At 59.9% G+C, this 24777-nt stretch carries 19 protein-coding genes and 1 pseudogene; 6 read left to right on the forward strand and 14 right to left on the reverse strand.

What is annotated here, in order from left to right; translation table 11 throughout:
* Window positions 1-46 precede the first annotated feature (46 nt).
* Together ACA058_RS29555 and ACA058_RS29560 are read right to left on the reverse strand one after the other, a co-directional pair.
* Window positions 47-1405: a glutamine synthetase family protein gene (locus tag ACA058_RS29555; protein ID WP_497637061.1), complete on the reverse strand. Its 1359-nt coding sequence runs from the start codon at window positions 1403-1405 to the stop codon at window positions 47-49.
* Window positions 1406-1530: 125 nt separating this feature from the next.
* Window positions 1531-1803: pseudogene (locus ACA058_RS29560) on the reverse strand (gamma-glutamyl-gamma-aminobutyrate hydrolase family protein); the annotation flags it as partial.
* A gap of 278 nt (window positions 1804-2081) precedes the next feature.
* Between ACA058_RS29560 and ACA058_RS29565 the strand changes: the two are divergent.
* Together ACA058_RS29565 and ACA058_RS29570 are read left to right on the forward strand one after the other, a co-directional pair.
* Entirely contained in the window at window positions 2082-3458 is a 1377-nt protein-coding gene (locus tag ACA058_RS29565; protein WP_497637062.1) for a glutamine synthetase family protein, read from the forward strand.
* Between the two features lie 278 nt (window positions 3459-3736).
* Window positions 3737-4372 (forward strand): TetR/AcrR family transcriptional regulator, encoded by a 636-nt coding sequence (locus tag ACA058_RS29570; RefSeq protein WP_497637063.1) that lies wholly within the window; start codon window positions 3737-3739, stop codon window positions 4370-4372.
* Between the two features lie 118 nt (window positions 4373-4490).
* Here ACA058_RS29570 and ACA058_RS29575 read toward each other — a convergent pair whose 3' ends face one another.
* The 9 genes from ACA058_RS29575 to ACA058_RS29615 all read right to left on the reverse strand — a co-directional run bounded on the left by ACA058_RS29575 (window position 4491) and on the right by ACA058_RS29615 (window position 13587).
* The gene (locus tag ACA058_RS29575) at window positions 4491-4706 is read right to left on the reverse strand and encodes a TOBE domain-containing protein (protein WP_007967989.1); all 216 of its coding nucleotides are present in this window, start codon (window positions 4704-4706) and stop codon (window positions 4491-4493) included.
* A gap of 33 nt (window positions 4707-4739) precedes the next feature.
* Window positions 4740-5546, reverse strand: coding sequence for an aliphatic sulfonates ABC transporter ATP-binding protein (gene ssuB, locus ACA058_RS29580; protein ID WP_096514328.1), 807 nt, complete (start codon window positions 5544-5546; stop codon window positions 4740-4742).
* Window positions 5543-6325 carry an aliphatic sulfonate ABC transporter permease SsuC gene (gene ssuC / locus ACA058_RS29585; RefSeq protein ID WP_497637064.1) on the reverse strand — a complete coding sequence of 261 codons (783 nt, stop codon included), beginning with the start codon at window positions 6323-6325 and terminating at the stop codon, window positions 5543-5545. The genes ssuB and ssuC overlap by 4 nt, the downstream gene beginning before the upstream one ends.
* Before the next feature lie 8 nt (window positions 6326-6333).
* Window positions 6334-7482: an FMNH2-dependent alkanesulfonate monooxygenase gene (ssuD, locus tag ACA058_RS29590; RefSeq protein ID WP_497637065.1), complete on the reverse strand. Its 1149-nt coding sequence runs from the start codon at window positions 7480-7482 to the stop codon at window positions 6334-6336.
* Between the two features lie 25 nt (window positions 7483-7507).
* Window positions 7508-8473, reverse strand: a complete 966-nt coding sequence (locus ACA058_RS29595) for a sulfonate ABC transporter substrate-binding protein (protein WP_497637066.1) — start codon at window positions 8471-8473, stop codon at window positions 7508-7510.
* A 91-nt stretch (window positions 8474-8564) separates the two neighbouring features.
* Complete coding sequence (gene ssuE, locus ACA058_RS29600) at window positions 8565-9158, reverse strand: NADPH-dependent FMN reductase (RefSeq protein ID WP_497637067.1); 594 nt, start codon at window positions 9156-9158, stop codon at window positions 8565-8567.
* 328 nt (window positions 9159-9486) lie between these two features.
* Window positions 9487-10125 (reverse strand): peroxiredoxin, encoded by a 639-nt coding sequence (locus tag ACA058_RS29605; RefSeq protein WP_272603957.1) that lies wholly within the window; start codon window positions 10123-10125, stop codon window positions 9487-9489.
* Window positions 10126-10505: 380 nt separating this feature from the next.
* Window positions 10506-11846, reverse strand: a complete 1341-nt coding sequence (locus ACA058_RS29610; protein WP_497637068.1) for an OprD family porin — start codon at window positions 11844-11846, stop codon at window positions 10506-10508.
* Between the two features lie 403 nt (window positions 11847-12249).
* Window positions 12250-13587, reverse strand: coding sequence for an OprD family outer membrane porin (locus ACA058_RS29615; RefSeq protein WP_497637069.1), 1338 nt, complete (start codon window positions 13585-13587; stop codon window positions 12250-12252).
* 363 nt (window positions 13588-13950) lie between these two features.
* Here ACA058_RS29615 and tauA point away from each other — a divergent pair, with 363 nt between their 5' ends.
* Window positions 13951-14940 (forward strand): taurine ABC transporter substrate-binding protein, encoded by a 990-nt coding sequence (gene tauA / locus ACA058_RS29620; protein WP_497637070.1) that lies wholly within the window; start codon window positions 13951-13953, stop codon window positions 14938-14940.
* A gap of 144 nt (window positions 14941-15084) precedes the next feature.
* Here the strand turns inward: tauA and argA are convergent, their stop codons facing one another.
* Both argA and argE read right to left on the reverse strand, forming a co-directional pair.
* Window positions 15085-16383, reverse strand: a complete 1299-nt coding sequence (gene argA, locus ACA058_RS29625; RefSeq protein ID WP_057712838.1) for an amino-acid N-acetyltransferase — start codon at window positions 16381-16383, stop codon at window positions 15085-15087.
* A gap of 148 nt (window positions 16384-16531) precedes the next feature.
* A complete protein-coding gene (gene argE, locus ACA058_RS29630; RefSeq protein ID WP_497637071.1) occupies window positions 16532-17701 on the reverse strand; it encodes an acetylornithine deacetylase in 1170 nt (389 codons plus the stop codon).
* A 156-nt stretch (window positions 17702-17857) separates the two neighbouring features.
* Between argE and ACA058_RS29635 the strand changes: the two genes are divergently transcribed.
* The 3 genes from ACA058_RS29635 (at window position 17858) to ACA058_RS29645 (ending at window position 21626) form a co-directional block, all read left to right on the forward strand.
* A complete protein-coding gene (locus ACA058_RS29635) occupies window positions 17858-19225 on the forward strand; it encodes a CYTH domain-containing protein (RefSeq protein WP_020797285.1) in 1368 nt (455 codons plus the stop codon).
* Window positions 19226-19453: 228 nt separating this feature from the next.
* Window positions 19454-21238: a type IV pilus assembly ATPase TfpB gene (gene tfpB / locus ACA058_RS29640; RefSeq protein ID WP_497637072.1), complete on the forward strand. Its 1785-nt coding sequence runs from the start codon at window positions 19454-19456 to the stop codon at window positions 21236-21238.
* A 70-nt stretch (window positions 21239-21308) separates the two neighbouring features.
* On the forward strand, window positions 21309-21626 hold the full coding sequence (locus ACA058_RS29645) for a DUF2388 domain-containing protein (RefSeq protein ID WP_497637073.1): 318 nt from the start codon (window positions 21309-21311) through the stop codon (window positions 21624-21626).
* A 147-nt stretch (window positions 21627-21773) separates the two neighbouring features.
* Here the strand turns inward: ACA058_RS29645 and gcvP are convergent, their stop codons facing one another.
* The gene (gcvP, locus tag ACA058_RS29650) at window positions 21774-24647 is read right to left on the reverse strand and encodes an aminomethyl-transferring glycine dehydrogenase (protein ID WP_497637074.1); all 2874 of its coding nucleotides are present in this window, start codon (window positions 24645-24647) and stop codon (window positions 21774-21776) included.
* Window positions 24648-24777 lie beyond the last annotated feature (130 nt).

Raw genomic sequence — 24777 nt, forward strand, 5'->3', positions numbered from 1 at the left:
AAAATCCAGGTGAGAGCGCCACCCGACAACGGCGGCGCCCGGCGCATCAGACGGCAAAAAGCAGGAATTCCCGTTCCCACGAACTGATCACGCGCTTGAAGTTTTCATGCTCGGCCCGCTTGACCGCGACGTAGCCAGTGATGAAAGTCTTGCCCAGGTAGCGCTCGATGGTCGCGCTGTGTTCCATGCGCTCGAGTGCGTCTTCGATGGTCAGTGGCAGGCGCAGGTTGCGGCGCTCATAACCACGGCCCACCACCGGTGCGCTCGGGTTCAGGCCTTCGACCATGCCGATGTAGCCGCACAGCAGGCTCGCGGCAATGGCCAGGTACGGGTTGGCATCGGCACCCGGCAGGCGGTTTTCCACGCGCCGGTTCTGTGGCCCGGCATCCGGCACCCGCAGGCCCACGGTGCGGTTCTCTTCGCCCCATTCCACGTTCACCGGTGCCGAGGTGTCCGGCAGGAAGCGGCGGAACGAGTTGACGTTGGGGGCGAACAGCGGCAGCAATTCCGGGATGAGTTTCTGCAGCCCACCGATGTGGTTGAGGAACAGCTGGCTCATGGTCCCGTCTTCATTGGAGAAGATGTTCTTGCCGGTCTCGATGTCGATGATGCTCTGGTGCAGGTGCATGGCGCTGCCAGGCTCACCGGTCATCGGCTTGGCCATGAAGGTCGCGGCCACGTTGTGTTTGAGGGCGGCTTCGCGCATGGTGCGTTTGAACACCAGGATCTGGTCGGCCAGGGACAGGGCGTCGCCGTGGCGGAAGTTGATCTCCATCTGCGCCGTGCCGTCCTCGTGGATCAGCGTGTCGAGGTCCAGTTCCTGCAATTCGCACCAGTCATAAACGTCCTCGAACAACGGATCGAACTCGTTCGCCGCCTCGATGGAGAACGACTGGCGACCGATTTCCGGGCGTCCGGAACGGCCGATCGGCGGCTGCAACGGATAATCCGGGTCGTCACTGCGCTTGGTCAGGTAGAACTCCATTTCCGGCGCCACGATTGGCTGCCAGCCCCTGTCGGAATAGAGTTTCAAGACCTTCTTGAGCACGTTGCGCGGTGACAGCTCAATCGGATTGCCCTTCTTGTCGTAGGTGTCGTGGATCACCTGGGCGGTCGGCTCGACGGCCCATGGCACCAGGAACACCGCGTTCTGGTCGGGGCGGCAGATCATGTCGATGTCGGCCGGGTCGAGCAGTTCGTAATAGATGCCGTCTTCAACATAGTCGCCGGTCACGGTTTGCAGCAGAACGCTCTCGGGCAGGCGCATGCCCTTTTCGGCGATGAATTTGTTGGTCGGCGAGATCTTGCCCCGGGTGATCCCGGTCAAGTCTGCGATCATGCATTCGACTTCTGTGATCTTGTGGTCTTTCAACCAATCGGTGAGCTGGTCGAGGTTGTTACTCATAAATGCCTCTAGGCTTTGAGTTTCCTGACTCTCGGGAGTCAGGCGATAGTTGACGCATCGGCGTCGCGTTGAAATGCAAGTTTGCGCCAGGCTATCGTGCTTGTGTGTACTTCTGCAGTTACCAGGCGTGCAGAATCGCGAGCGGTGCCCTGCACGATGGCCGAGCCGCTATTGTGAATCGGTTCTATATTGAATGGAGTAACCGTAATGGGTGTGCCGTCGAGGCCGTCCAGAATATCGGACAGGAACGGTTGATCCGCCAGGGACGGAAAGATCACCGACAGGCCCGGAGCCGCTGCGGCCACGGCGCTGACGCAGATGTCGCCACTGATGTGATGAGCATTCAGACCGATCTGCGAAGAGCAGGCGGTGACGCCGATTATCGGCAGGCGAGACATGAAACACCCCGGTATTATTGCTGTTATGGGTTTGATTCGAGCTTAGCCTTGTTCATTTTTTTACACAACACCCCCGTAAAAAATACAACACGGCCGGCTCAAGCCTGCGGGGGTCAAACGGCCAAGGGGTATAAAAACGCCCCAAAGAGCCTCAAAAAAGCCACACGAGCGCTTTTTTAGGGCAAAAAAGGCCTCACTTGACTTCGGCATGCCGTTCGGGTTGACTGGAATCCGAAAAGATCAATGATTGATATTTTTAACAACAAAGGTGTTGCATCATGTCGGTACCCCCGCGTGCCGTTCAGCTTAACGAAGCGAACGCGTTCCTTAAGGAACATCCTGAGGTTCTGTACGTTGACCTTCTGATTGCGGATATGAATGGTGTGGTGCGCGGCAAGCGCATCGAACGCACCAGTCTCCACAAGGTTTACGAGAAAGGCATCAATCTGCCGGCCTCCCTATTTGCTCTGGATATCAATGGCTCTACGGTGGAAAGCACCGGCCTGGGCCTGGACATCGGTGATGCTGACCGAATCTGCTATCCAATCCCCGATACCCTGTGCAACGAGCCATGGCAGAAGCGCCCGACCGCGCAACTGTTGATGACCATGCACGAACTGGAAGGCCAGCCGTTCTTTGCCGACCCGCGAGAAGTGCTAGCCAATGTAGTGCGCAAGTTCGACGAAATGGGCCTGACCATCTGCGCCGCGTTCGAACTGGAGTTCTACCTGATCGACCAGGAAAACGTGAACGGTCGACCGCAACCGCCACGCTCACCGGTGTCCGGCAAACGCCCACACTCGACACAGGTCTACCTGATCGACGACCTCGACGAATACGTCGACTGCCTCCAGGACATTCTGGAAGGTGCGAAAGAGCAAGGCATCCCGGCCGACGCCATCGTCAAGGAAAGTGCCCCGGCGCAGTTCGAAGTGAACCTGCACCACGTGGCCGACCCGATCAAGGCCTGCGACTATGCAGTCCTGCTCAAGCGCCTGATCAAGAACATCGCCTACGACCATGAAATGGACACCACCTTCATGGCCAAGCCTTACCCAGGCCAGGCGGGCAACGGTCTGCACGTGCACATTTCGATTCTCGACAAAGACGGCAAAAATATTTTTGCCAGCGAGGATCCCGAGCAGAACGCCGCACTGCGTCACGCGATCGGCGGTGTGCTCGAGACCCTACCGGCGCAGATGGCTTTCCTCTGCCCGAACGTCAACTCCTACCGTCGTTTCGGCGCGCAGTTCTATGTGCCGAACTCTCCGTGCTGGGGCCTGGACAACCGCACCGTAGCGATTCGCGTACCGACCGGCGCCGCCGATGCCGTGCGTATCGAACACCGCGTGGCCGGCGCCGATGCCAACCCGTACCTGCTGATGGCTTCGGTCCTGGCAGGTGTGCACCACGGCCTGGTCAACAAGATCGAACCGAATGCTCCGGTTGAAGGCAACAGCTACGAGCAGAACGAGCAAAGCCTGCCGAACAACCTGCGCGATGCGTTGCGCGAGCTGGACGACAGCGAAGTCATGGCCAAGTACATCGATCCGAAATACATCGATATCTTCGTGGCCTGTAAAGAGAGTGAGCTGGAAGAGTTCGAACACTCCATCTCCGACCTTGAGTACAACTGGTACCTGCATACCGTGTAAGTGGTTGCAGTAAAAAAAACGCCGTCGGCTGATAAGGCCGACGGCGTTTTTTTATGGCCGAACACTGACGTTGTGGCGAGGGGATTTATCCCCGCTGGGTCGCGAAGCGGCCCCAAAATGTGCAACCGCGGTGCGTCAGGAATATCGAGCACAGCGGTTTTGCGACGGCTTCGCAGCCGAACGGGGCGGTGCGACGTTTCGCTAAATCCCCTCGCCACAGGGGTAATCGTCGCTACATGGATTTGCGTACAATGCCCCCTGCCCCGCAGGAGACTCCAATGACGCGCACCGCCACCCCCCGCAAACCCCGTGCACGCAGCCAGGCCCGGATCGATTCGATACTCGATGCCGCCCGTACGCTGCTGGCCGCCGAGGGCGTGGCCAGTCTGTCGATCTACAGCGTCGCCGAACGCGCGCAGATCCCGCCCTCCTCCGTCTACCATTTCTTCGCCAGCGTCCCGTCCCTGCTCGAAGCGCTGACGGCCGACGTCCACGCGGCCTTCCGCGCCTGCCTGCAGGCGCCCATCGACCATGACGCATTGAGTGGCTGGCGTGACCTGTCGCGGCTGGTCGAGCAACGCATGCTTGAGATCTACAGCGAAGACGCCGCAGCCCGCCAACTCATCCTGGCCCAGCACGGTCTGACCGAAGTCACCCAGGCCGACCGCCAGCACGACATCGAACTGGGCGATCTGATGCACAAACTGTTCGACCATCACTTCGAGCTGCCGAAGCTGCCGAACGATGTCGATGTGTTTGCGCTGGCCATGGAACTAGGTGACCGGGTTTATGCGCGCTCGGTGCAGCAGCACGGGCAGATCACGCCACGCATGGCTGAGGAAGGGATGCGGGTGTTTGATGCTTATCTGGGGCTGTATTTACCGCCGTACCTCCCGAAGCGCTCCGCACTCTGATCGTTCCCACGCTCTGCGTGGGAATGCAGCCCGGGACGCTCTGCGTCCCCAAAGGCCGAACGCGGAGCGTCCGTTGAGGCATTCCTTTGCTGCGCGTGGGAACGATCACGCGTACGACTCACAACTTGGCGATCGACACCTCGGTCGATTTCACAAACGCGATCACTTCACTGCCCACGGCCAGTTCCAGCTCCTTTACCGAACGCGTGGTGATCACCGACGTGACGATCCCGGAAGCCGTCTGCACATCGATTTCCGACAGCACGTCACCGAGGACGATTTCCTTGATGGAGCCTTTGAACTGGTTGCGTACGTTGATGGCCTTGATAGTCATGATGTTGATTCCTGTCGTTGATTGAGGCTTGAGTTATTGAGCCCAACGCAACTGCGTAGGCAATGGTGAAACAGGTTCCGGCTCCGGCGGCTGGCCGGGCAGTGACAGCACACGGTTGAGGACTTCGGTTTCCAGCGCCGCCAGCCGATGGGAACCACGGACCCGAGGGCGCGGCAGCTCCACGTGCAGGTCGAGGCCGACTTCGCCGTCTTCGATCAGGATCACCCGATCGGCGATCGCCACCGCTTCACTGACGTCGTGGGTCACCAGCAACACGGTGAAGCCGTGCTGTTGCCAGAGCCGTTCGATCAGTTGCTGCATTTCAATTCGGGTCAGGGCATCCAACGCGCCAAGCGGTTCGTCGAGCAAAAGCAAGCGCGGCTGATGGATCAGCGCCCGGGCCAGCGCTACGCGTTGCTTCTGCCCACCGGACAGTGCCGCCGGCCATTCGTTGGCGCGATCCGCCAGACCGACCGCTTCCAAAGCTTCCAGCGCCTGTGGACGCCAGTTGCCCTTGAGGCCGAGGCCAACGTTGTCGATGATCTTTTTCCACGGCAGCAAACGCGCTTCCTGGAACATCAGGCGAGTGTCTTCCCGCGCCTCGCTCAGCGGTGCGGAACCCGCCAGCAGTTCACCGCCGGTGGGCTGGTCGAGGCCAGCGAGCAAACGCAGCAAGGTGCTTTTGCCGCAGCCGCTACGACCGACGACCGCAACGAACTGGCCCGCCGGAATGTGCAGGTCGATCTCACGCAGCACTTGCCGCGAACCAAAGGTTTTTTGCAACTTGCGCACCGCCAGCGGAATCCCGCGCAACAGGCGTGGAGGTTGTTGAGCAGTCATGCGGCACCTCCCTTGACGACCTGATAGGCCGGATGCCAGCGCAGCCAAACGCGTTCAAGTCCACGGGCCGCGAGGTCGGCCAGTTTGCCGAGCACCGCGTACAGCAGAATCGCCAACACCACGACGTCAGTCTGCAAAAACTCCCGGGCATTCATCGCCAGATAGCCAATGCCAGAGCTGGCGGAAATGGTTTCGGCGACAATCAGCGTCAGCCACATGAAGCCCAATGCGAACCGCACACCGACCAGAATCGAAGGCAATGCCCCCGGCAGGATCACTTGGCGGAACAGGCTGAAACCGGACAGACCGTAACTGCGCGACATCTCCACCAACGCCGGATCGACGTTGCGGATACCGTGATAAGTGTTGAGGTAGATCGGGAACAAGGTGCCCAGCGCCACCAGGAAAATCTTCGCCGACTCGTCGATGCCGAACCACAGGATCACCAGTGGAATCAGCGCCAGGTGCGGCACGTTGCGGATCATCTGCACCGAGCTGTCGAGCAGGCGCTCGCCCCATTTCGACAGGCCGGTGATAAAGCCCAGGGTCAGGCCGATGCTGCCGCCGATGGCGAAGCCCAGCGCGGCACGCCAGCCGCTGATTGCCAGGTGAGTCCAGATCTCGCCGCTGCGCACCAGGCTGACACCGGCTTCGATCACGGCGATTGGCGCCGGCAGAATCCGTGTCGACAACCAGCCCGCCGACACCGACACCTGCCACACCGCCAGCAGCAAAAGCGGCAACGCCCATGGCGCGAGGCTGTGGATGATTTTCTTCATGGCGCGCCTCAGCTCTGGGACGCGGCTTTGGGAAGAATATCGTTGGCCACCATCTCGCCAAACGGACTGACGTAACCGGCGCCTTTCGGCAACTCGGGACGTTCGATATCAAGGTGCGGGAACAACAGTTCAGCGACGCGGTACGACTCTTCCAGGTGTGGATAACCGGAGAAGATGAAGGTGTCGATGCCCAGGTCCGCGTATTCCTTCACGCGGGCAGCCACTGTTGGACCGTCACCCACCAGCGCCGTACCGGCACCTCCACGCACCAGACCGACACCGGCCCACAGGTTAGGGCTGACTTCCAGATTGTCGCGATTGCCGCCGTGTAGCGCTGCCATGCGTTGCTGGCCAACCGAGTCGAAGCGCGCCAAAGATGCCTGGGCGCGAGCGATAGTTTCGTCGTCCAGATGCGAGATCAGCCGATCCGCCGCTTGCCAGGCTTCGTCGTTGGTTTCACGAACGATCACATGCAGACGAATACCGAAGCGCACGGTGCGACCGAGCTTCGCGGCTTTGGCCCGAACCTGCTCGATTTTTTCCGCCACGGCGGCTGGTGGCTCGCCCCAGGTCAGGACCATTTCCACCTGTTCTGCCGCCAGGTCCTGCGCCGCTTCCGACGAACCGCCGAAGTACAGCGGCGGACGTGGTTGCTGGATCGGTGGATAAAGCAGCTTGGCGCCTTTCACACTGATGTGCTGACCGTCGTAATCGACAGTTTCGCCTTCCAGCACCCGACGCCAGATGCGGGTGAATTCCACCGAGGCCTGATAGCGCTCTTCGTGGGTCAGGAACAGTCCATCGCCGGCCAATTCTTCCGGATCACCGCCTGTTACCAGATTGAACAGCGCACGCCCGCCGGACAAGCGATCCAGAGTGGCCGCCTGACGCGCCGCCACCGTCGGGGAAATGATCCCGGGGCGCAGAGCGACAAGGAATTTCAAACGCTGGGTCACTGGAATCAGCGACGCGGCTACCAGCCAGGAATCTTCGCAGGAACGACCGGTAGGGATCAGCACCCCGCCGAAGCCCAGTCGATCCGCCGCTTGCGCGACTTGTTGCAGGTAACCGTGGTCGACGGCGCGAGCGCCTTCGGCGGTGCCAAGGTAATGGCCGTCGCCGTGGGTAGGCAGGAACCAGAAGATATTGAGGCTCATGGAGTGGTCTCCTTATGGGATCGAATTACGGTGCTTTGGCAACGGCCGCCGGTGGCGTCCAGATCACGTCCTTGATGCGGAGCGGCTTGGGAATCAGCTTGAGCTGGTAGAAGCTGTCGGCGATTTTCTGCTGGGCCGCGACCACTTCCGGGGTCAGGAACAGCGCGCCGTAGCCCTGGCGTTTCACCGACGTCAGGGTGATTTCCGCTGGCAGACCAAGCAGTGGCGAAACCTGTTTGGTTACGTCTTCCGGATTGGCTTTGGACCATTCACCGACCGCACGCACTTCTTCCACTAAGGTCTTGATCACCTCAGGATTTTTCTGCGCATAGGGCTTGGTAGCGAGGTAGAACTGGTGGTTATCGACGATGCCCTGGCCATCGCGCAGGGTGTGCGCTTGCAGCTGCTGTTCGGCGGCGGCCTGGTACGGGTCCCAAATGACCCAGGCATCGACGCTGCCACGCTCGAACGCGGCGCGGGCATCGGCCGGCGGCAGGAATACGGTCTGGATATCGGTGTACTTGAGGCCGGCGTCTTCCAGGGCACGGACCAGCAGGTAATGCACGTTGGAGCCTTTGTTCAGGACGACTTTCTTGCCCTTGAGGTCCTTCACCGATTTGATCGGCGAGTCCTTCGGTACCAGGATCGCCTCGCTGTGCGGCGCTGGCGGTTCGTAGGCGACGTAGAGCAGATCAGCGCCGGCTGCCTGGGCGAACACTGGCGGGGTTTCGCCGGTGACGCCGAAGTCGATGGAGCCGACGTTCAGGCCTTCAAGCAGTTGCGGGCCACCGGGGAATTCAGTCCATTGCACGTCCACACCTTGGGCGGCGAGGCGTTTTTCCAGGGTGCCTTTGGCTTTGAGCAGCACCAGGGTGCCGTATTTCTGATAGCCGATTCGAAGTGTCTCGGCCTGAGCTTGAGTAATGGCGCCGAAGGTGACAGCCGCAGCAAACAGAGCGACCAGACCACGACGCAAAATGACAGGGCGCATGGCGCTCTCCTTTTTGCAGTAGGGTTTTTGGCTGCACCTGCTTGCCCGTTGGCGGGCGAGTAAGGCCAGTACTTCAATTTTGAGGTAGGGCTTAAATGCTCCAGCGAGCACTCAACAAACGATCATTCAACAGCTGCGGATCGAGCGGCTTGGGCCGTCGTGCCATGGCGCTGAAAAACAACTCCAGCGACTCGTTCAATCTTTGCTCCAGCTCCGGCGCCAACTGCGCCTGCGCAGTGCCTTCGCCGTAAGCGATCTGACTGTCCACGGCGAAAATCCCGTGAAGCATTTCCTGGGCTTTCAACGCCGACAACACCGGCTTGAGCGCGTAGTCCACCGCCAGCATGTGAGCGATGCTGCCCCCGGTTGCCATTGGCAAAACCACTTTGTGCGCCAGAGCACGCTCGGGCAGCAGATCCAGCACGGTTTTCAACGCACCGGAGAAAGAAGCCTTGTAGACCGGCGTGGCGATCAGCAGGCCATCGGCGTTTTCAATCTGTTGCAGCAGATCGACGACCCTCGGGCTGTCGAAGCGGGCGTGCAGCAAGTCTTCGGCCGGGAAGTCCCGTACCTGATAACTCACAACCTCCACGCCCTGCCCTTGCAACCAACGCTGGGAGCGCTCCAGCAAAACCCCGGACCGGGAGCGCTGGCTGGGACTGCCACCGAGTGAGACGACCAGCATTCAGACGATTCCTTGAACGGTATTGGCGATTCGCGGCTTGCGATCTCGCTTTGATGGAGTGACCTTAACAGGTGATTTATATATCCATAAATCATATTTACTCATTTGGTTATTCGTTTTGGAGATATACAATTCAATTTCTCCCAAGCGAAAAAAAGGCCGTCGAAACGGCCTGAAATCCCCTGCTTTATGGATTCGTTCAATCTGGATTCTGCGGTGCCCGATCCACCGCTTTCGCGAGCAGGCTCGCTCCCACAGGTAGCTGCGTACCACTGTGGGAGCGAGCCTGCTCGCGAAGGCGGCGTCCGCCACACCACAAATGTAGAGATTACCGGTTCGGTTGCGGCGTCAGGCGCAAGTAAGGCTTAACGGCGCGATAGCCCTTGGGAAAGCGCTGTTTGATTTCATCTTCATCCTTGAGCGACGGCACAATCACCACCTCATCACCGTCCTGCCAGTTGGCCGGGGTGGCTACCTTGTAGTTGTCGGTGAGTTGCAACGAGTCGATCACCCGCAGGATTTCATGGAAATTGCGGCCGGTGCTCGCCGGGTAGGTGATGGTCAACCGTACCTTTTTGTTCGGGTCGATCACGAACAGCGAGCGCACCGTCAGGGTGTCGTTGGCGTTGGGATGGATCAGGTCGTACAGGTCCGAGACCTTGCGGTCGGCGTCGTCGAGAATCGGGAAATTGACCACAGTGTTCTGGGTTTCGTTGATGTCTTCAATCCACTTATGGTGCGAATCCACCGGGTCGACGGACAGCGCGATGGCCTTGACCCCACGCTTGGCGAATTCATCTTTCAACCGGGCCGTGAAGCCGAGCTCGGTGGTGCACACCGGCGTGAAGTCGGCCGGGTGGGAAAACAGCACACCCCAGCTATCGCCCAGCCACTGGTGGAACCGGATGGTACCGGCGCTGGAATCCTGTTCGAAATCCGGGGCGATATCGCCCAGTCTGATGCTCATGGTGCTGCTCCTGATGAGTGCTGGTTGAGATCAACTGTGCCTGTATTTCTTATTCATTAAAAAGAATAAATATCGATTTATTTAGATCAAAAAGAAATATTAAACATCTCTTCACTGGACGCGCGAACCCATCGCGCCGAACATCGGCGGCAAGGTTCGAGAAGGCCTTGAGTTGCTGCAAAAGAGGGGACTTTCAAGGCGGGTTTACGGGGGTGAGCCCGCCTTGAAAACACAAAAGCCCCGCCCGGCGTGATGCCGGGCGGGGCTTTTTTTGCCTCGGTTACCCTGTGGGAGCGAGCCTGCTCGCGAAGGCGTCGTGTCAGCCGCAAACCTGCTGAATGACACACCGCTTTCGCGAGCAGGCTCGCTCCCACACGCTATTACAACAGCGGGATCGAGTAGCTGACGATCAGGCGGTTCTCGTCCTGGGAGCGAGTGTTCGGCAGATCGGTGCGCCAGGTGGCGTTTTTCCACATCACCCCGAGGTTTTTCAACGCACCGGACTGAACAACGTAACCCACGGTCAGGTCGCGTTCCCACTCGGAAGCGCCGTTAGCCGCTTCACGACCGGCAGCGTTGACGGTATCGATGTCGTCGCCATGCAGGTACACCACACCCGCCGTCAGGCCAGGCACGCCGACCTTGGCGAAGTCATACGAGTAGCGTGCCTGCCAGGTGCGTTCGCCAGCGCGGGCGAACTTCTGGATTTGCGAGTCGGTGATGATGTAGGCCGACGAACCGTCGCCCTGGTTCAGCCACGGGAAATCGCTGCTGCCGTTGCTGACCTGGTAACCGCCACCGAAGGTGTGACCGGCAACGGTATAGAGGAACAGGCCGCTGTACAGGTTGTTGTCGACCTTGCCTTTACCGCTCGGAGCGTTGTAGTTGCCAGTGGAGTAGTACAGTGGGTCGTGACCGTTGGCACCGTCATCGGAGCTGTTGAAGTAGCGCAAGTCCGACTTCAACACACCCGGACCGATTGCCCAGTTGTGCACCAGGCCCAGAAAATGTTGCTTGTAGAACTCTTCGAGGTTGCCGTAGTAGTACTGGGCAGTCAGGTCCTTGGAGAGTTTGTAGTCACCACCGGCGTAGATGAACTTGTTGCTGTCTCGACCTGTTGCGGCACGGCTGTTGGCGCCCGCGATCGACAACTGTTCGTTGTTGCTCGAGTTACGACCTTTTACCTGCTCGATCTGGCCACCGATCAGGGTCAGGTCCTTGATGTCGCCCGAGCTGAGTTGACCACCCTGCCAGGTTTGTGGAAGCAGACGCCCATCGTTGGTCACGATCACTGGCAGTTTTGGCTGCAGGGTGCCCAATTTCAGCTCGGTCTGAGAGATCTTGGCTTTGGCAGTCACACCCAGGCTAGAGAAGTTATCAACCGCTTCGCCGTTGGACTTGCTTGGGAAAACCGTACCGCCATAAGAGTTATTGGTAGCACCGTTGGTGCCGCCGCCCGAATCCAGCTTAACGCCCAACAGGCCGATCGCATCTACACCGAAGCCAACAGTGCCTTGGGTATAACCGGAGGTGAAGCGCAGATCGAAACCCTGGCCCCATTCTTCGTTTTTGTTCGGACCGGTACCGTCACGGTAGTCGGTGTTGATGTAGAAGTTGCGCAGCCCCAACGTTGCCTTGCTGTCTTCGATGAAACCGGCGGCGCTTGCCTGCTGCGCCAAAACCCCTACGGCCACAGCCAGGGCCAAGGTGGACTTGTTCATTGTTTCGCTCCTATCGTTTTCTAATTCCTGGTCCTGGGTCGAATGCCCTGGATCCGCAAGCGCCATTCGCGCCAGACCGTCTGGACCGGTCGTTTTTTTGGGTCGCGCAGAATACTCCTTCATAATCCTAAAAAGAATTGCAAAATCCATTTTAATCGCATTTAGGAATATGCCCCGACAGCGCAGACCCGAGGTATCGGCGACAAACCGATTCCTGGAATTTTTGGGTGTTCGAGGGATTTAAAGCTCTATCCGAGGCTTACGGTGCGTGTCGGATGGCCTTACTTTAAGCGCTTAAGAAAAAAGCTAAAAAGAATAAAAAATCATCACAAACATTGTTTATGGAATATAAAAATGGACACGAAAAAAAGCCTCGTCCGTTGACGAGGCTTTTTGCTACGGCTTACTTGAAGGCGTAGGTGTAGTTGAAGATCAGACGGGTCTGGTCTTCATCAAGCGTACTGGTATTACCACGATACATACCGTGACGCACCGTCGTACCGAACCCTTTGAGCGGACCGGTTTGAATCACGTAATCCACACGCAGGTCGGTCTCGCGCTCGTTCAGGTCATCACCCACGCCATTGGTGGCCTTGATGTCCCGGCCATACAGGTAAGCAGCCGAAGCTTTCAAACCTGGCACGCCCAGCGAAGCGAAGTCATAAGAGTACTGACCGTACGTGGTGTTTTCACCGGCACGGATGAAGCTGCCCACAGTGGCATCGGTGAACGAGTAGAAGCTGGCGCCGCCAGCACCTTCGTTGCGACCGTTGCCATCGACAACGTTGCCCTGGTTCAGGAAGACGAAGCCGCCGTCATCGTTGACACGCTGATGCCCGAGCAGGAATGCACTGCCACCCAGGGTATAGGTGAATGTGGCGCTCCAGGTCTTGTTATCGACCTCGCCCGGGGTCTTGGCGAAGCCGTTGTTGTTGTTGAACCGGTAGCCGGCCTGTCCGTTCTTGCCGTCAGAGCTGCTGTCGAAATAGCGAATGTCGGTCTTGAACGACTGGTTGGGAGCGATCGGGTAAACGTGCACCAGGCCGAGGAAGTTCTGCTTGTAGAAGTCTTCCAGGTTCGCGTAGTAGTACTGCAGCAACAGGTCCTTGGTGACTTTCCAGTCAGCACCGGCATAACGGAACTGATTGCTGTCCTGAGTAGCGCCAGCCACAGACAGGCCAGTGCTGTTGCTGGACGCGCGACCCGTCGCGTGCTCCAGCTGACCTACGTTGAAGGTCACGTTGGCGATTTCCTTCGAGGTGATAGTGCCACCTTCAAAGGTTTGTGGCAGTACGCGACTGTCGTTCGCGATCAGGATCGGCATGTTGGGCTGCAAAGCACCACCGTAGTGAGCCTCTGTCTTCGAGAAGCGTGCCTTGACGTTGCCCGCCACACGGCTCCATGAACTCTCTGCAGAACCATCGGAATCGCTAGGGGAGAAGGAGTTGTTGTCCGGGTGATGGCCCTTGCCACCGTCCAGATGGATCCCGACCAGCGCCTGGGCGTCGATACCGAAGCCGACAACGCCTTGGGTGAAGCCCGACTGGTAATCGAACTTCAGACCCTCAGCAGCTTCGCGCTGCCTGTTGGCAGGCGTTGCGGCGCCTTCACGCTTATCCGAGTCGAAATAATAGGTGCGCGAACTTACGGAAGCCTTGCTGTCTTCGATGAAACCCGCGGCGCCTGCCTGCTGCGCCAAAACCCCTACGGCCACGGCCAGGGCCAAGGTGGACTTGTTCATTGTTAAACTCCTCTCGTCTCTAATTCTTGTATTCCTGGCCCGGAATCGATGCCCCGGATCCTAAGATGCGCGATTAGCGCCAGAGCGTGACCCACAAGTCAATCGTAACTTTGTGTGTCTACGACCATAGTCTAATCCCCGATTTTTTTGGTCCATGCAGGGTCATGAGTTCGTCATAAACCTGAAAAGAATGAGTGGATTCTTTTCTCATACCGTTTAGGAATTTAGCTCACCGCCTCACCTCCCTCGGGATAGAGCGGCCGACTAATAAGCTAATTCCTAAATGGTATTTATTAGGCTGTTTTTAGATCGATTAGGTTTGGTAGCAATTCCGACACAAAACCTATCGAAAAGGCCGATGCCATGACGACCAAGCGCGCACTATCCCGACCATTTGTTACAGTTTGTGTATCGTTGATGGTTTCTTTTTCCGCCCATGCAGCGAACCTCACGGTTGGCTACCAGACCGGTATCGATCCGAGCAAAGTCCCCCAGGCCGACGGCCTTTACGAAAAAACCATTGGCGAGAAAATCGACTGGCGGCGCTTCAACAGTGGCCCGGAAGTGGTCACCGCAATCGCCTCCGGTGATGTGCAGATCGGTAACCTCGGTTCCAGCCCACTGGCCGCCGCGGCCTCGCGCAATCTGCCGATTGTCGCGTTCCTCGTTTCCGCGCAGATCAATGCCGCCGAAGCCTTGGTGGTGCGCAACGGCAGTGGTATCGATAAACCGCAAGATCTGATCGGCAAGACCATCGCCACGCCGTTCGTTTCCACATCCCACTACAGCCTGTTGGGCGCGCTGAAGCACTGGGGCCTGGACCCGTCGAAAGTCAAAGTGGTGAACCTGCAACCGCCGGAAATTGCCGCCGCATGGAAGCGTGGAGACATCGACGGCGCGTTCGTCTGGTCACCAGCCCTGGGGGAAATTCGCAAGACCGGCAAGACCTTGACCGATGCCGCGCAAGTCGGCCAATGGGGTGCACCGACCTTCGAAGTCTGGGTAGCGCGCAAGGATTACGCCGAGAAAAACCCACAGGTCATCGCCCGGTTCGCCAAGGTCACCCTCGACTCATTTGCCGACTATGCGGCGCATAAGGACAGCTGGACCGCAGACTCGGTACCGGTGCAAAAAATCGCCAAACTGACCGGTGCCAACGCCGCCGACGTGCCGGAACTGCTGGCCGGGTCCGCGTTCCCAGATGCCAAGGCACAACAGACCAGCGCACTGCTGGCCGGCGGTACGGCGCTGGCGATTGGCGAGACGGCGAAGTTCTTGAAGGAACAAGGAAAGGTTGAAACGGTGCTGCCGGATTATTCGCCGTATGTCAGCGCGAAGTTCGTGCAGGAATAACGCACCCCGCCCTTGATGATCGTTCCCACGCTCCGCGTGGGAATGCAGCCCGGGACGCTCTGCGTCCCATCAAGAGCCGAACGCGGAGCGTCCGTTGAGGCATTCCCACGCGGAGCGTGGGAACGATCCACAAGAGCCCTCGCTTTACAGGGCTTTTTCGAAGATTTTCGAATTACGCTGATAGTTGTACAGCGACGCCCGTGCCGATGGCAGGCGATCGACGCTGCTCGGCACGAAGCCGCGCTCGCGGAACCAGTGAGCCGTGCGCGTGGTGAGGACGAACAAGGTTTTCAGCCCCTGGGCCCGTGCGCGGGTTTCAATGCGTTCGAGCAGCTCATCACCACGACCGCCATGGCGGTACTCCGGGTTCACCGCCAGGCACGCCAGCTCGCCAGCATCGGAATCGGCGATCTGATACAGCGCCGCACAGGCGATGATCATGCCCTCACGCTCAACCACGCTGAACTGCTCGATCTCACGCTCAAGCACTTCGCGGGAGCGGCGTACCAGAATCCCCTGCTCTTCCAGCGGGCTGATCAAGTCCAGCAAGCCGCCGACGTCTTCGATGGCCGCTTCGCGCACCACCTCAAATTGTTCCTGGGCCACCAGCGTGCCGCCACCGTCACGGGTGAAGAGCTCGGTCAACAGCGCACCGTCTTCGGCGTAGCTGACGATATGGCTGCGGGCCACGCCGCCACGGCAGGCTTCAGCGGCGGCATCCAGCAGCTCGGCCTGGTAGTTGCTGCCCAGTCGTTGCAGATGCGCCGGCACCTGTTGCGGACGCAGTTCGCGTACCAACCGGCCGTGTTCATCGATCAAGCCAAGGTCGGCGCCAAACAGCAGCAGTTTGTCTGCGCCCAGGTCGATGGCCGCGCGCGTGGCGACATCTTCACAAGCGAGGTTGAAAATTTCACCGGTCGGCGAGTAGCCCAGTGGCGACAAGAGCACGATGGAGCGCTCGTCCAGCAAGCGATTGATGCCTTTGCGGTCAACCCGACGCACTTCGCCGGTGTGGTGATAGTCGACACCTTCAAGCACACCGATCGGCCGCGCGGTCACCAGGTTGCCGCTGGCCACCCGCAGGCGCGAGCCCTGCATCGGCGACGACGCCATGTCCATGGACAGCCGCGCTTCGATGGCGATGCGCAGTTGGCCGACCGCATCGATCACGCACTCCAGGGTCGCGGCATCGGTGATGCGCATCCCGTGATGGTAGTGCGGGGTCAGGCCGCGAGCAGCGAGGCGCGCTTCAATTTGCGGGCGGGAACCATGGACCAAAACCAACCGCACGCCCAGGCTGTGCAACAACACCAGGTCGTGGACGATGTTGCCGAAGTTCGGATGTTCAACGCCATCGCCGGGCAGCATGACGACAAAGGTGCAATCGCGGTGGGCGTTGATGTAGGGCGAAGCGTGACGAAGCCAATTGACGTATTCGGGCATGAACCTGGGCCTGTAATAAATAGCAGCCGAAAAAAGGGCGGAACAGAAAACGCACAGCGGGCTGATGGTTATCGTCGGAACAGGCTTGGCGACACGCGCGCTCTCCTCATGATTACGGGTTGGGACACTGGCAATTTAAACTTTGCGTTCAACCGGTTGGTACCGATGTTTGGGCCGGTGTCAGGCAGTAATGTTCAATCAACTGACGTAATAGATGCACCGTAGGCTGCAAACGTGACATTTCGAGGAATTCCCCCGGTTGGTGGGCGCAGGCGATATCGCCTGGGCCGAGCACCAGTGTTTCGCAGCCAAGTCGCTGAAGATAAGGCGCTTCGGTGCCGAATGCCACTGCTTCGGCGCCATGGCCGGTGAGCTTTTCGGCAATGCGCACCAATTCTGCATCCTCAGCCTGCTCGAAAGGTGGCACTTCGGGGAACAGGGGTGCGTAATCGATCTTGACCTGATGCCGCTCGGCAATCGGCTTGAGCTTCTGCAAAATCTCGGCACGCAGGATCTTGGGATCCATACCCGGCAACGGCCGCAGATCGAATTCCAGCGAACACTGGCCGCAGATGCGATTGGGATTGTCGCCACCATGGATGCAGCCGAAGTTCATTGTCGGCATCGGCACGCTGAACTGCGGATTACGGAATTCGCGCTGCCACAACAAGCGCAGGCCGCGCAGTTCACCGATGGCATCGTGCATGGCTTCGAGCGCACTGTGACCCAGGCGCGGGTCCGAGGAGTGGCCGCTCTGCCCGAGGATATCGATGCGCTCCATCATGATGCCTTTGTGCATGCGGATCGGCTTGAGCCCGGTCGGCTCGCCGATCACTGCCGCACGCCCCAGCGGCCTTCCTGCCTGGGCGAGCGCCCGGGCGCCGGACATCGAACTTTCTTCATCGCAGGTGGCAAGGATCAGCAGCGGCTGCTTGAACGGTTGGTCGAGCAGCGGCCTGACGGCTTCGATGGCCAGGGCGAAAAAGCCCTTCATGTCGCAACTGCCCAGGCCGATCCAGCGGCCGTCGACCTCAGTCAGCTTCAGGGGGTCGGTCTGCCACAACGCTCCATCGAACGGCACCGTATCACTGTGACCGGCCAGCACGAGCCCGCCGGGGCCACTGCCAAAACTGGCCAGCAAGTTGAATTTGCCGGGGCTGACCTGCTGGATGTCGCAGGCAAAGCCCAGGTCACCGAGCCAGGCGGCCAGCAGGTCGATCACCGGACGATTGGATTGATCGAGGCTTGGCTGGGTGCAACTGACGGATGGCGCAGCGATCAGCGCAGCGAACTGATCTTTCATGGACGGCAAAGGCATCGCTGACTCCAACTCCCGGATTGAAGTCCATCATAGAGCTATCCGGTGACAGGAATAAACCGTCGCACGGCGCAGGCAGGTTGAGTCCTGTACACTGCACGACCTTGGCAGCCACCTATTCCCCCGGCTGCGCTCCCGATCCTGGATTTTCCGGCCATGCAGAAAGAAACCGAAATCAAGCTCCGCGTCAGCCGCGAAACCCTCGCCGCCCTGCGCGAGCACCCGTTACTGAAAAAACGCAACAAAAGTGGCTGGGAACGCCGTGAGTTGATGAATCAATACTTCGACACCCCGGAGCGTGACCTGGCCCGGGCCAAAGTCGCCCTGCGCCTGCGCAAGGACGGCGAAGAAGTTATTCAGACCCTCAAGACCCGCGGCCAAAGCGTCGCTGGCCTGTCTGTACGTAATGAGTACGACTGGAACCTGCCCAAAGCCAAGCTCGATCTGAAAAAACTGGACGGCGAATGCTGGCCCGAAGAACTGGCTGAACTGGACAAAAAAACCCTGAAAGCCATCTTCACCACCGATTTCGTCCGCGAGCGCGCGGAAATCGCCTGGGGCCGTGGCAAGACCAAAGTGGTCATCGAAGCGGCACTGGACCTGGGCCACGTGGTGGTCGGCAAGCAGAAAGAAGAAATCTGCGAACTGGAACTGGAATTGCGCGAAGGCGAACCCGCCGCGTTGCTGGAACTGGCCGCCGAACTGGCCGAGAAGCTGGCGCTGATGCCCTGCGATATCAGCAAGGCCGAACGTGGCTATCGCCTGTACGACGCCCACAGTTACTCGTTGAGCCTGCCGGCACCGCAGATCAGCGCCGAAACGCCTTTGGACGACGCATTCGCCGCGCTTAGCTGGCACTTGCTGGGCAGCAGCCAGCGCCTGGCCGAACAGTATCGCTTCAATGGTCACTGGCGCCTGTTGCAGGACTGGGTCGAGAACCTGGCTGAAATGCGCGCGCTGATCAGCAGCCTCGGCCAAGCCGCGCCGCGTCAGTCGACCCACGATTTGCGTGTCGCGCTCGACGCCTTGCTGGAAGACTGGCGCCCTCTGGTACAGGCCGGCCTGGACGATGAAGACGTTCGCAAAGCCGCGCCGGAGCAGTTCCTCGAAGAACTCGAAGACCCGCGTTGGGGCCTGTTCTCCCTGAACACCTCGCGTTGGTTGCTGGCCCGCACCTGGACCGCCGAGCGCAACACCCGCGGCAATCGCCAGGGCGCCGCGCAATTGGGCAGCTGGCTGCCACGCCTGCTGGGCGAGGAAGCCACCTCGCTGCAATTGCAGCGTTACCAGCAACAGCCGGAAGACCTGGCCGAGCAACTGCCGCGCATCGAACGCATCCAGGTCTGGCTGCACCACGCACGCAACGTGCTGGAGATCCCGGAAATGGATCGCCTCTACGGCGAGCTGAACAAGCTGGCGCAACTGGCCAACGAGCCGATCACCGACGAAACCCTGGATGCGCGTAAGCAACAGGCGATCGCGGTTTATCAGAATCGTGCCTGGAAGATGCTTCTGCGCCTGTAAAACCGCCATCGCCAGCAGGCTGGCTCCCACATTGGTTTTGTGTACGCCACAAATTCCCTGTGGGAGCCAGCCTGCTGGCGATGGGGCTCGCACAATTACCGCAGAATTTCAGACCGGCAAACTGGTGCGGCCTGCTGAAAAACCCCGATACGGCTTCGTCGGGTAGTGGCCCAACGGCCTGCAGGGTCACGACTATCCTTTGCGCACTGTTGTTCAAAAGGAGCCCGCATGTCCGTTCAAATCGCCTTTCAGGACCGCTGGCTGGATCTCAATGATGTGCTGCGTGAACTGGTCGCCCAGGGCTTTGTCAGCCAGGACTCGGCCGAACAGGCGCTCAACGCCCGACGCCGTCACGCCGCCAATGGCCAGATGCACCCGCTGGAGTTCATCGCCAGCCAACACCTGGACGACCTCAGCCGTCCCGGCAAGCACCTCGACCTTGAAAGCCTGACCCTGTGGCTGTCCCAGCAGGCCGGCCAGCCTTACCTGCGCATCGATCCGCTGAAAATCAACGTCGCGGCCGTGACTCCGCTGATGTCCTACGCCTTCGCCCAGCGCCACAAGATCCTCGCGGTGTCGGTCGATCGCGACGCAGTGACAGTCGCCAGCGCCCAGCCTTATGTCACCTGCTGGGAAGCAGACCTGACCCACGTGCTGAAGCTGCCGATCAAGCGCGTGGTGGCCAACCCGGTGGACATCCAGCGTTTCAGCGTGGAGTTCTTTCGCCTGGCCAAATCGGTCACCGGCGCGAACAACGCCGATCAGCAGGTCAGTACCCAGGGCAACTTCGAACAGTTGCTCAACCTCGGCGCCAGCGATCAGGAGCCCGACGCCAACGACGCGCACATCGTCAATATCGTCGACTGGCTGTTCCAGTACGCCTTCCAGCAGCGCGCCAGCGATATCCACATCGAGCCCCGGCGCGAACAGGGCACGGTGCGCTTTCGCATCGACGGCGTGCTGCACAACGTCTACCAATTCCCGCCACAGGTGACCATGGCCATCGTCAGTCGCCTGAAAAGCCTCGGGCGAATGAACGTCGCAGAGAAACGCAAACCCCAGGACGGCCGGGTGAAAACCAAGACCCCGGAGGGCGGCGAAGTCGAGTTGCGGCTCTCGACCTTGCCCACGGCCTTCGGCGAAAAAATGGTCATGCGGATCTTTGACCCGGAGGTGCTGCTCAAGGATTTCGATCAGCTGGGTTTTTCCGCCGACGACCTGCGGCGCTGGCAGGACATGACCCGCCAGCCCAATGGCATCATCCTGGTCACCGGACCCACCGGGTCGGGCAAGACCACTACGCTCTACACCACGTTGAAAAAACTGGCGACGCCGCAGGTCAACCTCTGCACCATCGAAGACCCGATCGAAATGGTCGAGCCGGCGTTCAACCAGATGCAGGTCCAGCACAACATCGACCTGACCTTCGCCGCCGGTGTCCGGGCGCTGATGCGGCAAGATCCGGATATCATCATGATCGGCGAGATCCGCGATCTGGAAACCGCCGAGATGGCAATCCAGGCTGCCCTCACCGGGCACCTGGTGTTGTCGACGCTGCACACCAACGATGCGCCCAGCGCCATCAGTCGCCTGCTGGAGCTCGGCGTGCCGCATTACCTGATCAAGGCCACCGTACTCGGCGTGATGGCCCAACGTCTGGTGCGTACCTTGTGCCCACACTGCAAGGCCCCGCAAACCCTGAGCGAAGAAGACTGGCAAACCCTGACCCGGCCCTGGCAGGCACCGCTGCCTGGCAACGCCCAGCGCGCCATTGGCTGCCTGGAATGCCGCGATACCGGCTACCACGGTCGTGCCGGGGTGTACGAAATTATGCAGTTGACCGACGGCCTGAAGGCGCTGATCAATCCCGACACCGACTTGCTGGCGGTGCGGCGTCAGGCGTTCAAGGAAGGCATGCGCAGCCTGCGACTGTCGGGTGCACAAAAAGTGGCGGCGGGTTTGACGACGATCGAGGAGGTGTTGCGGGTAACGCCGCAGAGCGAGCAGAAGTAGGTGGGCCGTTATGGAACTCGATTGGGGGCCGACAATCCAACGTCGCAGTTAATCAGTGGAGTCACCCATCATGCGTTTCAAAGTTGCTGTCGCTACCATCGCCTTGTTGTCCCTGCCTGTCGGCTCGGCGATGGCTGATAGCTTTTGGCGTAACGTCCTTACCTCCGGTGCAACCACCGGGTCGACCTACCTGACCTTCAAGGATCAAAAGATGATCGTCGCTGCCCAGGACGATGCCGGCAGCTTTGTCGCCAGTGACGGCGGCATTCGCGGCCCGTACCTGGAAGCGGCGATGCAGAAAGTGCGCGCCGACAACCCGGGGCTGCAGGCCACGGATATGGAACTGGCGAATGCGATCCTGGCGAAGAACGCCGTTGCTTCGGAATAAGCTCAATTGCCATACAGAAAATGCCGCTCATATGAGCGGCATTTTTTATGACCAACACGGCCCCTGTAGGAGCAAGGCTTGCCCGCGATGGCGCCATCGAGATCGCCATCGCGGGCAAGCCTTGCTCCTACAGGGGCCGTGTGTTGTTCAGCGGTATTCATCCAGCGGCACACACGCACAAAACAGATTCCGGTCGCCGTAGACATTGTCCACCCGGTTCACCGCCGGCCAATACTTGTGCGCCTTGGTGTGCGCATCGGGCGTAATCGCCTGCTCGATGGTGTAGGGACGCTCCCAGATCCCCGTAACATCGGCCAAGGTATGCGGTGCACGCTTCAATGGGTTGTCCTCGGCTGGCCAGTTACCGTTCTGCACCTCGGTAATCTCCGCGCGGATGCTCAGCATCGCGCCGATAAAGCGGTCCAGCTCCGCCTTCGATTCACTTTCGGTGGGCTCGACCATCAATGTCCCCGGTACCGGGAACGACATGGTCGGTGCATGGAAGCCATAGTCCATCAGACGCTTGGCCACGTCCTCCTCGCTGATGCCGGTCAGCGCCTTCAATGGCCGCAGGTCGAGAATGCATTCGTGAGCCACCCGCTCGTTGCGGCCGGTGTAGAGGACTGGAAACGCACCGGACAGGTGCCGCGCCAGGTAATTCGCGGCGAGGATCGCCACTTCACTGGCGTCGGCCAGTTGCGGCCCCATCATGGCGATGTACATCCAGCTGATCGGCAGAATGCTTGCACTGCCCCAAGGCGCCGCACTGACCGCGCCATTCTGTGGCTGCGGTCCATCGATAGGCACTACCGGATGGTTGGCCACGAACGGTGCCAGGTGGGCGCGCACGCCAATCGGCCCCATGCCCGGCCCACCGCCGCCATGGGGAATGCAGAAGGTTTTGTGCAGGTTCATGTGTGAAACATCAGCGCCGATGTCCGCCGGGCGCGCCAATCCCACCTGGGCATTGAGGTTGGCACCGTCCATGTACACCTGGCCGCCTTGGCTGTGGATAACTTCGCAGATTTCGCTGATGCCTTCCTCGTACACGCCGTGAGTCGACGGATAAGTCGCCATCAGGCAGGCCAGTTTATCCCCGGCCTGGGCGGCCTTTACTTTCAGGTCATCCAGATCGACGTTGCCGGCCTCGTCACACTCGACAATCACCACGCGCATCCCGGCCATTTGCGCCGAGGCCGGGTTGGTGCCATGGGCGGACGAAGGAATCAGGCAGATATCCCGCCCGCCCTGTTGGCGGCTCTCGTGGTATTTGCGGATCGCCAGCAGCCCGGCGTACTCGCCTTGCGCCCCGGAGTTGGGCTGCATGCAGATCGCATCGAAACCGGTAATCGCGCAGAGCCAGCGCTCCAGCTCTTCGATCATCAATGAGTAACCGACGGCCTGTTCTCTGGGCGCAAACGGATGCAGGTTGGCGAACTGCGGCCAGGTAATCGGGATCATTTCGCTGGTGGCGTTGAGCTTCATGGTGCACGAGCCCAGCGGGATCATCGATTGATTGAGCGCCAGATCCTTGTTTTCCAGTTGCTTGAGGTAGCGCAGCATCTCGGTTTCGCTGTGGTGGGCGTTGAACACTGGGTGGCGCAGATAGGGCGAGGTTCGTGCCAGTGTGTCGGGAATGCCGCCAACCAGGGTTTCAGCGTCCAGTTCGTCGACGTTGAGCCCATGATCGGCCCCCAGGAACAGGTCGAACAGTTTCGCCACCGTGGTTTCGTCACAGGTTTCGTCGAGGCTCAGAGCCAATTGCCCACGCCCCAGAATCCGCAAGTTGATCTGCGCGGCCTGGGCGCTTTCGATGATCGCGGTCTGGGTGCCACCGACTTCCAGGGTCAGGGTGTCGAAGAAGTGTTGGTTGAGGCGGGTAATGCCCTTGCGTTCAAGGCCAGCGGCAAGGATGCATGTCAGCCGATGGACGCGCTGGGCAATTCGTTTCAGCCCCTCCGGGCCGTGATAAACCGCGTAGAAACTGGCGATATTGGCCAGCAGCACTTGAGCGGTGCAGATGTTCGAGTTGGCCTTTTCACGACGGATATGCTGCTCGCGGGTTTGCAGCGCCATGCGCAGGGCAACGTTGCTGCGGGCGTCTTTTGACACGCCGATGATCCGCCCCGGAATCGCCCGCTTGTACTCGTCACGGCTGGCAAAAAACGCCGCGTGAGGGCCGCCGTAGCCCATGGGCACGCCGAAACGCTGGGATGAGCCGAACACCACGTCGGCGCCCAGCTCTCCCGGCGGGGTGAGCAACAGCAGGCTCAGCAGATCGGTGGCAACACACGCCAGCGCCTGCTGGGCATGCAGATGATCAATCAGCGGACGCAGGTCACGGATCTCGCCGTGGGTGTCGGGATATTGCAGCAACGCACCAAATACCTGGTGCTGTTTCAAGTTATCCACAGCGTCGACGATCAGTTCGAACCCGAAGCCTTCTGCGCGGGTTTGCACCACGGAAATGGTCTGCGGATGGCAGTTTTCGTCGACAAAAAACAGATTGCTTTTCGACTTGGCGACCCGCTTGGCCAGGGCCATGGCTTCCGCCGCCGCAGTGGCTTCATCCAGCAGCGAGGCGTTGGCCAGTTCAAGGCCCGTGAGGTCGATGGTCAATTGCTGGAAATTCAGCAACGCTTCAAGCCGGCCCTGGGCGATTTCCGGTTGATAGGGTGTATACGCGGTGTACCAGCCAGGATTTTCCAGAACGTTGCGCAGTATGACGGCCGGCGTCAGCGTGCCGTGATAGCCCATGCCGATCAGGCTGGTCCAGACCTGGTTTTGCTCGGCGTAGCCCCGCAGCTTGGCCAGCGCGGCTTCTTCGTCGAGGGCCGGCGGCAGGTCGAGTGGTCGGTTCAGGCGGATTCCCGGCGGTACCGTCTGCTCGATCAATTCGACCCGGCTACCGAGGCCGAGGCTGTCGAGCATCGCCTGTTGCTCGGCGGCATCAGGCCCAAGGTGGCGGCGAAGAAAGGCATTGGGGTCGCGTAACTGGCTCAAGGACGGCAACTGGGACATGACGGGCTCTCTCTTGACTGGCGCTCAGCGTCGATGCAACTCGGTCAAACCAGCATAGCAGCCGATGCCAGACGCGAACCCCTGTAGGAGCGAGCAGGCTCGCGATGAACTCCAGAACACCGCGGGGTGT

This window comes from Pseudomonas sp. LBUM1649, assembly GCF_059716155.1.

Excerpts from the sequence above, each read along its gene's own strand:
- ACA058_RS29555 (WP_497637061.1), bottom strand. The coding sequence starts at position 1,405 with ATGAGTAACAACCTCGACCAGCTCACCGATTGGTTGAAAGACCACAAG.
- ACA058_RS29565 (WP_497637062.1), top strand. The coding sequence starts at position 2,082 with ATGTCGGTACCCCCGCGTGCCGTTCAGCTTAACGAAGCGAACGCGTTC.
- ACA058_RS29570 (WP_497637063.1), top strand. The coding sequence starts at position 3,737 with ATGACGCGCACCGCCACCCCCCGCAAACCCCGTGCACGCAGCCAGGCC.
- ACA058_RS29575 (WP_007967989.1), bottom strand. The coding sequence starts at position 4,706 with ATGACTATCAAGGCCATCAACGTACGCAACCAGTTCAAAGGCTCCATC.
- ssuB (WP_096514328.1), bottom strand. The coding sequence starts at position 5,546 with ATGACTGCTCAACAACCTCCACGCCTGTTGCGCGGGATTCCGCTGGCG.
- ssuC (WP_497637064.1), bottom strand. The coding sequence starts at position 6,325 with ATGAAGAAAATCATCCACAGCCTCGCGCCATGGGCGTTGCCGCTTTTG.
- ssuD (WP_497637065.1), bottom strand. The coding sequence starts at position 7,482 with ATGAGCCTCAATATCTTCTGGTTCCTGCCTACCCACGGCGACGGCCAT.
- ACA058_RS29595 (WP_497637066.1), bottom strand. The coding sequence starts at position 8,473 with ATGCGCCCTGTCATTTTGCGTCGTGGTCTGGTCGCTCTGTTTGCTGCG.
- ssuE (WP_497637067.1), bottom strand. The coding sequence starts at position 9,158 with ATGCTGGTCGTCTCACTCGGTGGCAGTCCCAGCCAGCGCTCCCGGTCC.
- ACA058_RS29605 (WP_272603957.1), bottom strand. The coding sequence starts at position 10,125 with ATGAGCATCAGACTGGGCGATATCGCCCCGGATTTCGAACAGGATTCC.
- ACA058_RS29610 (WP_497637068.1), bottom strand. The coding sequence starts at position 11,846 with ATGAACAAGTCCACCTTGGCCCTGGCTGTGGCCGTAGGGGTTTTGGCG.
- ACA058_RS29615 (WP_497637069.1), bottom strand. The coding sequence starts at position 13,587 with ATGAACAAGTCCACCTTGGCCCTGGCCGTGGCCGTAGGGGTTTTGGCG.
- tauA (WP_497637070.1), top strand. The coding sequence starts at position 13,951 with ATGACGACCAAGCGCGCACTATCCCGACCATTTGTTACAGTTTGTGTA.
- argA (WP_057712838.1), bottom strand. The coding sequence starts at position 16,383 with ATGCCCGAATACGTCAATTGGCTTCGTCACGCTTCGCCCTACATCAAC.
- argE (WP_497637071.1), bottom strand. The coding sequence starts at position 17,701 with ATGCCTTTGCCGTCCATGAAAGATCAGTTCGCTGCGCTGATCGCTGCG.
- ACA058_RS29635 (WP_020797285.1), top strand. The coding sequence starts at position 17,858 with ATGCAGAAAGAAACCGAAATCAAGCTCCGCGTCAGCCGCGAAACCCTC.
- tfpB (WP_497637072.1), top strand. The coding sequence starts at position 19,454 with ATGTCCGTTCAAATCGCCTTTCAGGACCGCTGGCTGGATCTCAATGAT.
- ACA058_RS29645 (WP_497637073.1), top strand. The coding sequence starts at position 21,309 with ATGCGTTTCAAAGTTGCTGTCGCTACCATCGCCTTGTTGTCCCTGCCT.
- gcvP (WP_497637074.1), bottom strand. The coding sequence starts at position 24,647 with ATGTCCCAGTTGCCGTCCTTGAGCCAGTTACGCGACCCCAATGCCTTT.